The organism is Chamaesiphon polymorphus CCALA 037 (genome assembly GCF_003003845.1).
Lineage (GTDB): Bacteria > Cyanobacteriota > Cyanobacteriia > Cyanobacteriales > Chamaesiphonaceae > Chamaesiphon > Chamaesiphon polymorphus.
In genome coordinates, this window is sequence record NZ_PVWO01000209.1 from 1 (window position 1) to 9460 (window position 9460).

Sequence of the window (9460 nt, forward strand, 5' to 3'; positions counted from 1 at the left end):
TCATCAATCTATGGGTAGTGGATAGCTTCTTAGCTTGTAAAGGGGAAGACTGGTGTAAAATCCCCTCCAAGGAGGGGTGCCCGTAGGGCGGGGTGGGTAGATCTACGCAGCAACTTAAATAATAACTTCTAGGTACGCACCAGGTTGACTGTATGGGGCAAGGAGGTATTGTAAATTCACACGCAAATAAACACGATCGTCAATCTGACTGACAACGGCGAGGAAACAACTTATGATTGTCAATCTGACTGACAACGGCTGGGAAATTATTTATCATCGCGCTCACGCATTACTGGCGGCGCAAATTGCGGGGTATTGGCAGACACCTGATGATACAACTCGCTTGGTAGACACGATCGCGGCGATCGCCCATCATGACGATCTCGAACGCGAGTGGGAGGGCAACCATCTGACCAAAGCAGGTGCCCCACTTGACTTCACGCTCGGCGGTGATGCTGAAGATTTGGTAGTACCGCCACCCGCCACTGTATAAGCATGTGGAAGAAGCACTCTATCGGGGGCGATGGGTGGCGTTGCTAGTGTCGATGCACATGAGTTTTTTGCTAGAAGGATGGCGGGGCGAGCTGTCCGAACTCGATGAGTTTTTGGACAAACAAATCGAGCTACGACAGACTTGGCGGGAGAGTTTGGGCGTTAGTGAAACTGATGCCGAAAAAGCCTATGCCAAGATGCAATGCTGCGATCGACTTTCATTAATCTTGTGTCAACGTCAAATTCCTGACGGCGAAAGATTTCTAGAAATTGCTAAGGGGCCAGAAGGAGAGCAACACGACTTACTACAACGCAGTGACAAGACGCTAACTGTTAAACCTTGGCCGTTTAAGGATAAAAAATTTACCGTGCGGGTCGATGCCTCGTTGCTGACGCAAATGAAGTTCGAGAGCGACGAAGAATTAATTACATCGCTGCAACACGCACCGATAAGTTCGATCGAGTGGACTTTTGCAGCCTAAATAAACTTAACTAATTAATAACCTCAAAATCGATGAATAATACTTGGTTCGATAATTTTTTCCGCTCTGGCAATGGTGAAGTTGTCATCGGTCAGATGCCAAATATTCCGATTATTGTCTGGGTATTGGCTACGCTGTTGAAGTTTTTCTACAAAACTGGACAGGTCAATCTCGGCTTGGATTTATTAGCTTCTAGTGCCTTATTTGTTTGGGCGATCGGCGAGTTGTTTCAAGGTGCGAGTCATTTCCGTCAATGGTTGGGTCTACTCGTCCTAATTGCTTTAATAACAACCAAAATTCAGCAAGTGAGTATTACCAATAATCGAGTTGGCTAGCAGGTGCTAATTCAAGCGGCGTTAAATAGCGATCTTAGCGGATGTTGTGAAAGTATGAGATCGCGATCGTTAACTCTAGAAGCTTCCTCTAAACTCCCTTTTTAAGCAGGGTAAATTAATTGTCGAGCGATCGAATCTCAAACACTAGTTTTTCGTTGCCAACCGCTGCGAGATTTGTGGTGTAAGGGCAATTCATGAATTGCCCCTACCATAAATCTCGCAGCTAATAAGCCTCTTCACCTAATCAAAGTTCCAACTACTAGACTGGTTACTATTTGATTCTCGATCGGTGTATCGATCGAAACCTCGCTAATTACTGCATCTATTTGAGATGTTTTTACTTCTTTGAGAATTTTTTCAATTCGATATTTACAGCCATTGTACTTAAAACAATTTCCGACTTCCCAAGGATATAAAACAGAAGAACTTATTTCGATAATTATTTTTTGCGATCTAATCATTTGAGGTTTAAGCATCTTTGTTGGCATTGAAAAACTTGTTAAACAATTTGGAAATATTTTCTTCATCGATATTTTATTCGACACTATAAATAAACACTAATTGTATTTTTGTTTCGATAGCTACTATTTACTACATATCATGCAAATTATGCATATTATGGAATCGATACTTTCGTCTGTCCTCGCTCTAGCCTCTTCCCTTTACCCAAATAGCTCGGACGTTATAATTAACGAATACATTTTCAGTAGCAAAGGTCATTGTCGTGATGTCTTCAGACCAAAAAATCGCTGCGAATAGCATTTTTGTGAAGGGTAGTGCAATGGCCGATCTGATGTGCGAGTACGATTGGTCGCAAACGCCGCTGGGCGAACCTTCGGGCTGGTCTCAAAGCTTAAAAACAGTATTGAGTATTCTGCTGACTTCACAGCACCCGATTTTTTTATGGTGGGGACAAGAGCTGATTCAGTTTTATAACGACGCCTACCGTCCGATTTTGGGCACGACCAAGCATCCTCAAGCGTTGGGACAACGGGGGCGGGAGTGCTGGCAAGAGATTTGGCATATCATTGCACCGACGATCGAAGCCGTCATGCAGCGCGGCGAGGCAATGCGGATTCAAGATGGGTTGCTGCTGCTCGAACGCAATGGCTATCTAGAAGAATGTTATTTTAACTATGCCTACAGTCCGATCCGCAATGAGGCGGGTGAAGTCGGCGGCATTTTCTGTGCTTGCGATGAAACTACCAAGCGGGTAGTCGGCGAGCGACAGCTCAAAACTCTGCGCGAATTAGCAGCGCAACCCTTGGGAGCTAAAACCGTCCGAGAAGCGGGCGAACTATGCGCGATCGCGATCGCCAAGAATCCAGCGGATATCCCGTTGGCATTGCTATATCTAATGGACGACGATCGAGACAAGTCGGCGCGCCTCGTCGGTACTGCGGGCATCGCAGCGGGCACCAGTGCCAGTCCCGAACGGCTCGATCTGGCAACGCACCCTTGGAATCTCTACCAAGTCCAGCGCACGGAGGAAGCCGAATACATCCCAGATTTAGCCGCCCGATTTGATTCGCTACCCGCTACAATCTGGGGTGTCCCGCCACAGTCGGCGATCGTGTTGCCGCTGGAACGATCGAGACAATCGCAGATCTCGGGGTTTCTAATTTTGGCAATTAGTCCCCGCCGCGCTTTTGATGAGGACTATCGCGGTTTTTTGGAAGTTGTCGCCAGTCAGGTCGAAACCGCGATCGGCAATGCGCGCGCCCAAGAAGAAGAACGCCAACGGATCGAGGCTTTAGCCGCTCTCGATCGCGCGAAAACTGACTTTTTTAGTAATATCTCTCACGAATTTAGGACGCCGCTGACGCTGATGCTGTCGCCGTTGGCAGACATGATTGCCAATCCCGATCGCACCATTCCCCCTCAAGAGATCGAACGACTCGAACTGATTCAGCGCAACGGTAATCGGTTACTCAAACTCGTCAATAGTTTGCTAGAATTTTCTCGGCTCGAAGTAGGCAAAGAGCGCGTCACTTACGAAGCTGTCGATTTAGCTAGTTATACCGCCGAACTCGCCAGTGCCTTTCGATCGACGATCGAGCAAGCAGGTTTATCGCTAATTGTCGAGTGTCCAACCCTACCGACAGCGGTGAGGATCGATCGCCAAATGTGGGAAAAAATCGTCCTCAATCTGCTCTCCAATGCCTTCAAATTTACGCTCTCAGGCACGATCTCCGTGCGGTTGGAGTGGTGCGGCGATCGGGTAGAATTAACCGTCTCAGACACGGGTGTCGGCATTCCCGAGCCGGAATTGCCGCGCTTATTCGATCGCTTCCATCGGGTCGAAAATTCCCAAGGGCGCAGTTTTGAAGGTTCGGGTATCGGCTTATCGCTCGTGCGAGAACTCGTCAACTTGCAGGGGGGCACGATCGCCGTGACGAGTACGTTAGGGGTGGGTAGTAGCTTTGTGGTGACGATTCCCACCGAGTGCGATCGAGTCCCCCCGCGCGACAATTCTACTCTTACAGTAGCAACGCCGTCCGATCCGCTGCCCTATGTGGAAGAAGCACGTCACTGGCTGCCAGAAAACGAGCAAAAACCACCAATAATTGAACTCGGCGTGCCTGTAAATAGTTTCGCACTACCCCCCAGCCCAACGCCACCATCCGAGCGCGCGACAATTCTGCTAGCCGACGATAATGCCGATATGCGCGATTATATTCGGCGATTGTTGAGCGGCAATTTTCAGGTAGAAACAGTAGCCGACGGGGTGGCAGCGATGGAATCGATCTACCGCCAGCCGCCGGATTTAGTCTTGACAGATGTGATGATGCCCCGCATGGATGGGTTCGAGCTGCTGCGAGTGCTGCGCGCTAGTCCTACTACTGCCGATATCCCGATCGTGTTATTATCTGCCCGCGCTGGCGAAGAAGCTCGGATTGAAGGACTCGCAACTGGCGCAGATGATTACCTAATTAAGCCGTTTTCGGCGCGCGAATTAGTGGCGCGGGTAGAATCGACCCTCAAATTAGCCCAACTCCGTCGCACCAGCCGCGATCGCGAACGCGTCTTAGAACGGGAAACCGAGACAGCTACGGCCAATCTCGATCGAATCGTGTCGAGTCTGCGCGATGGTTTTGCGACTTTCGATCGGCAGTGGCGATACACGTACATCAACGATCGGCTGCTAGAATTCCTCCATCTGCAACGCTCGGAGGTTATCGGCAGACAAGCTTGGGATGTATTTCCGCATCAGGTGGGCATCGAGTTTTACGAGCTGCTCAATCGCGCCATGACCGAACAGATCGAGGTGCAATTCGAGTTTTACTACTCGGTGGTAAACATGTGGGTCGAACATCGGCTCTACCCTACCACCGATGGGGTCGCGATCTTGATGGCCGATATTACCGATCGCAAACGATCGGAATTGCTACTATTCGAGCAAAAACGACTGCTGGAGCTGGTCGCGGCTGGCGAACCACTAGCAAACTGTCTGGCTGCCGTCTGCGCCTCCGTGTCCAATCTGAGCTTGGGCGTTCGCGCCTGCATTCTACCCACCGATGCCCAGCGACAAAAATTCCCTTACCCGATCGCCCCAGAATTTCCGCCATCCTTCGCGACGGGCTTACAAAATACACCCATGAATGAGTTGCTCGGTACTTGCGCGCTCGCTGTCGATACCGGACAGACAGTGACTTGTGCCGACATTAACGAGGACGGATTTCCCGCATGGCGAGACTTGTGCGTAGCTCATGGCATCCTGGGCTGCCATTCTGCGCCGATTGTGGGTGCGGACGAATTGCCGCTAGGTTCGTTGATGTTATGCTTCGATCGATCCCGCCTGCCGACCGAGTGGGAGTACCAATTAGCCGAATTTGGTACCAACATTGCGAGCATTGTCTTCGATCGCGAACGCGCTAGCCTCGCCATCCAGACATCTGAAACCAAATACCGCACCTTATTCGAGTCGATGGATGAAGGTTTATCTCTGTGCGAAATGTTCTTTGACGAGAACGGCGTACCGTATGACTATCGATTTCTCGAAGTCAATTCAATCTTCGGCAGGTTGACGGGATTGGCAGATGTTGTCGGTAAAACAGCACGGGAGCTGTTGCCCGATCTCGAAGCCCATTGGTTTGAAATTTACGGTCGAGTCGTCCAGACAGGCGAACCGATTCGGTTTGAAGATCGATCGATCGCCATGAACCGCTGGTTCAGTGTCAATGCCTTTGCCACTGGCGAGCCAGGTAGCAACCAGTTTGCCGTTTTGTTTACCAACATCACCGAGCGCAAACAAGCCGAAGAAGCCTTACGGGAAAGTGAGGCACGGGTGCGGTTTATGTTGAACGCGACCCAAATCGGCCAGTGGGATCTCGACTTAACAACCCAACCGCACATGGCCACTCGATCGCTCGAACACGATCGAATCTTTGGCTATGAGTCGCTGCTGCCAGCATGGAGCTACGAAATTTTTTTGACCCACGTCCATCCCCAAGATCGTGCCGCTGTGGATGAGAAGTTTCAACAAATGCTCTCAACCAACGCCGATTGGAACTTTGAATGTCGAATTATCCACCCCGATGGCAGCATTCATTGGATTTGGGCGCGCAGTAGCGTCTACTGTGACGCTGACGATCGACCAATGCGGCTGTTGGGAATGGTCATGGACACCACCGATCGCAAACAGACCGAAATTGCCTTACAAGAGAGCGAAGAACGGTTGAGAATATCTCAATTAGCCGCCAAAATTGGGACTTGGGATTGGGACGTCGCCACAGGCCGCGTCATTTGGTCGCCGGAGTACTATGCTTTGTACGGGCAAGATCCGTCAACTCCAGCCAGCTACGAAAACTGGCTAGCGATGGTCTTAGAATCCGATCGAGCAACAGCCGAGCAAACCCTCAGCGCAGCACTGGCGCAGCAGCAGACCTATCTTGACTTCGAGTTTCGGATCGCTCATCCCACTCAGGGCATCCGCTGGTTTGGTTCTCGCAGTCAAATTTCCTATACTGCTGACGGACAGCCACTGCGAGCGATCGGGATTTCGATCGATATCACCGATCGCAAACAGGTCGAGGAGGCATTGCGCCAAAGCGAACAGCAATTCCGCAACATGGCAGACAATGCGCCGATGATGGTATGGGTGACCGACGAGACTGGCTACTGTAACTACCTCAGCCGCAGTTGGTATGAATTCACTGGCCAAACCGAGACTGAAGGGTTAGGACTGGGATGGCTCGAAGCAACCCATCCAAACGATCGCGAATTCTCCAGAAATATCTTCCTCAGTGCCAACGAGCGACACGAAGCCTTTCAACTTGAATACCGCCTACTGCACCAAGATGGTGAATATCGCACTTGTATCGATGCTGCACGTCCGTGGTTTGGATCCAATGGCGAGTTTAAAGGCTACATCGGCTCGGTCATCGATATCGACGAGCGCAAGCAGAGCGAAGCAATTTTGGCAGCTCGCGCTCGCGAACTCGCCGATCTCAATAGTCGCCTCGCCCAAACTGCCAACCAGCTCAAAGAGCGCAATCAAGAACTAGACAGCTTCGTCCACATCGTCTCCCATGACCTCAAAGCACCCCTGCGCGCGATCGCCAATCTCTCCCAATGGATCGAAGAAGATCTCCGAGACTTGCCCGCACATACCACAGAGCAAATGAACCTGCTCCGCAGCCGCGTCCATCGGATGGACGCCACGATCGACGGACTGCTCCAATATGCCCGCGTCGGTCACCAAGATAGCCAGCTAGAGCTAGTTTCAGTTGCCGACTTACTCGCCGAAGTTATCGAATCGATCGCCCCACCACCGACATTCGAGATAAGCATCGCCACCGCAATGCCCACCTTAGAAACCAAGCGACTGTTGTTATTCCAAGTCTTTGCCAACCTGATTAGCAACGCCTTCAAGCATCACGATCGTCCGGATGGTTCCATTCGCATTTCCTGTCGCATCCAAGGCGATTTTTACGAATTTGCCGTCGCCGACGACGGCCCAGGCATCCCTCCAGAATATCGCGATCGGATCTTTATCATTTTCCAAGCTGCCAACCCCCAAAAAAATCCCGACAGCACGGGCGTCGGTCTGAGTATCGTCAAAAAAATCGTCGAAACAGCCAGAGGTCAAATCTGGTTAGAGTCAGAGCTAGGAAAAGGCACAACCTTCTACTTCACCTGGCCGATGCGCGGATCGGGCGGATAAATGGCCGCATCCCACCTCTGGCACTCATACCCACCACGCCGATAGCTGCGGTTGACCCAAACTCACGTACCCAGATGACTCCTCGCGCACGGCATGGCCGCACAAGCTCCCATTTTCCCAAAAGAACACATTACTACTCAGACTGCGATCGACATCTCTAGCCATCATCGTCTCAGCCAGATCGTGCATCTCGGTAATTTTGACAAATTCGCCAGCTTTGCCCGGACACACTAACAGCCACCCCCGCTTGGGAATCACCGCCAGCAGACTTGGTGCCGATAAAGTCTGACTAGCCGCCAACATCGCGCGCTCGCTCACCAGTTGCTCGCACGATAGATCGTCCATTAGCTCTGGAGTTGCGGCTGTTTGACCGGATACGATCGCTCGCAGCAGATAAGGCTTTTTAAAAATTAAGCCTCGCTGCTCCGCGACATTCCAAACTACCGATTGAGACTCCAATTGTGCCGTCGCAGCCTGAATTATCTCCAGAGCAGTTTCGCAATCGAGACCCGCTCTCGAAACCAACTGAAATCGGCCATTTGCTACGCCACTGGAGATCGCCAGCCACGGTACTTGCAGCGTCCCACGATCGCCAATTATCGGTCTGGCTAAATAGTCGATCGCATCAGGCCACCGCTGGGGCATCAACACAAAAGAATAAGACATCGCCGTCGATCTTAAACAACTTTGAAATTGTAGCTTAGATGTTTCATCTCTGGCGATTGATGTCTGAAGAGATCGGGAATTATGGATCGGATCGATAACGCCGATTTTTTGATGTCGATCCGAGCCTAGTGGGTACTCTAAATGAGAAAACAATATGTATGTATTGGCCCATCCCCAGCATTTATGAGAAATAATACACAACTTGTCTCTCGATCGGATTTTTCGGAAGCGACCAGACAACATGTATAATGAAACTTCGATCTGGTTTGAGTGGGGAGCAGCCACTCAAAGTAATGGGGAAAGCCTGGTGAAAATCCAGCACTGTCCCGCAACTGTAATCGCATCCCAACCTGAGGATCGATAAAGTCAGAACGCCCGCCAGAAGCTACATTTCGTTCAATTAACCTACGAGGTATTAGGTGAACCCACAACATTGTTTATTTGTTTGCACCACTTGCGGTAGTAAGTGGCAAGATGGCCAACGCATTGGTACTAGTGCAGGCGAACGCCTGCTAGAACAGCTCCAAGCTTTACACCAAAATTGGGAGTTAGCCGCAGAATTTCCGATTCAGGCTGTCGGTTGTATGAGTGCTTGTAGTCGATCGTGTGCGATCTCTTTTGCCGCAACTGGCAAATCGACTTATCTATTTGGCGATATTTCCCCCGCCGAGCCGAGCATCCCCCTGAGCAATATCTTAGACTGCGCGAGCAAATACTATCAGCATCCCACTGGCTCCCTACCCTGGGGAGAACGTCCCGCACCACTCAAACAAGGCATCCTGGCTAAAATTCCCCCACTCACCATCCCCACGCCTACCAATGCGGCATTATAATCGCGCTAGCCGCACCACAGTGTTTTCCCAAAACTTCTTGTGGATCGGCCATCAAGCTTGGCAAGGTTATCTAAATTACGAGCGCGGCGTGGTAGCCATTAGCAGCCAGGTGGATCTCTTCGATGATTCTGACAGCCATCGCCAAGAACCACCCCAACCCAGTCTCAATTTTCGCTATATCCCCGCACCACAATTATCTATCTACTTGCAAGAGTGGCTGGTACCCGATCGCTCGATCGATTATATTTCAACTGCGGTCGCTAATTATCAACCCCACGCCGAACTGATTTTTGCCATTGAATCTGGCATGAATCTTGACATCGGCTGGTGTCAACACCTAAAAATTTCGCCGCCAGACTGTTATCAACAGATCCAGCGGCGATGGAGTGAGTTTGAATTAGGGAGTAGAGGGTAGATGGGTAGATGGGTAGATGGGTGGATGGGTGGATGGGGAAAAAAGAACAATTATCTCTTCATCTCTCCCAG

Annotated in this window: 5 protein-coding genes, 1 pseudogene and 1 riboswitch; of the genes and pseudogenes, 5 read left to right on the top strand and 1 reads right to left on the bottom strand. The window is 50.6% G+C overall.

Going from position 1 to position 9460, the window contains the following annotated elements; genetic code table 11:
- Window positions 1-232 precede the first annotated feature (232 nt).
- The 3 genes and pseudogenes from C7B77_RS31895 (at window position 233) to C7B77_RS16060 (ending at window position 7475) form a co-directional block, all read left to right on the top strand.
- Window positions 233-974: pseudogene (locus C7B77_RS31895) on the top strand (DUF3891 family protein).
- Window positions 975-1006: 32 nt separating this feature from the next.
- Entirely contained in the window at window positions 1007-1309 is a 303-nt protein-coding gene (locus tag C7B77_RS16050) for a hypothetical protein (RefSeq protein WP_106306811.1), read from the top strand.
- 727 nt (window positions 1310-2036) lie between these two features.
- On the top strand, window positions 2037-7475 hold the full coding sequence (locus C7B77_RS16060) for an ATP-binding protein (protein ID WP_106306816.1): 5439 nt from the start codon (window positions 2037-2039) through the stop codon (window positions 7473-7475).
- A 24-nt stretch (window positions 7476-7499) separates the two neighbouring features.
- Here C7B77_RS16060 and C7B77_RS16065 read toward each other — a convergent pair whose 3' ends face one another.
- Complete coding sequence (locus tag C7B77_RS16065; RefSeq protein WP_106306819.1) at window positions 7500-8141, bottom strand: hypothetical protein; 642 nt, start codon at window positions 8139-8141, stop codon at window positions 7500-7502.
- 245 nt (window positions 8142-8386) lie between these two features.
- A riboswitch (cobalamin riboswitch) is annotated at window positions 8387-8538 on the top strand.
- Window positions 8539-8560: 22 nt separating this feature from the next.
- On the opposite strand from C7B77_RS16065, the gene C7B77_RS16070 reads away from it, so the two are divergent.
- Together C7B77_RS16070 and C7B77_RS16075 are read left to right on the top strand one after the other, a co-directional pair.
- Window positions 8561-8974, top strand: coding sequence for a DUF1636 domain-containing protein (locus tag C7B77_RS16070; protein ID WP_106306822.1), 414 nt, complete (start codon window positions 8561-8563; stop codon window positions 8972-8974).
- Window positions 8961-9389 carry a hypothetical protein gene (locus tag C7B77_RS16075; RefSeq protein WP_106306825.1) on the top strand — a complete coding sequence of 143 codons (429 nt, stop codon included), beginning with the start codon at window positions 8961-8963 and terminating at the stop codon, window positions 9387-9389. The genes C7B77_RS16070 and C7B77_RS16075 overlap by 14 nt, the downstream gene beginning before the upstream one ends.
- Window positions 9390-9460 lie beyond the last annotated feature (71 nt).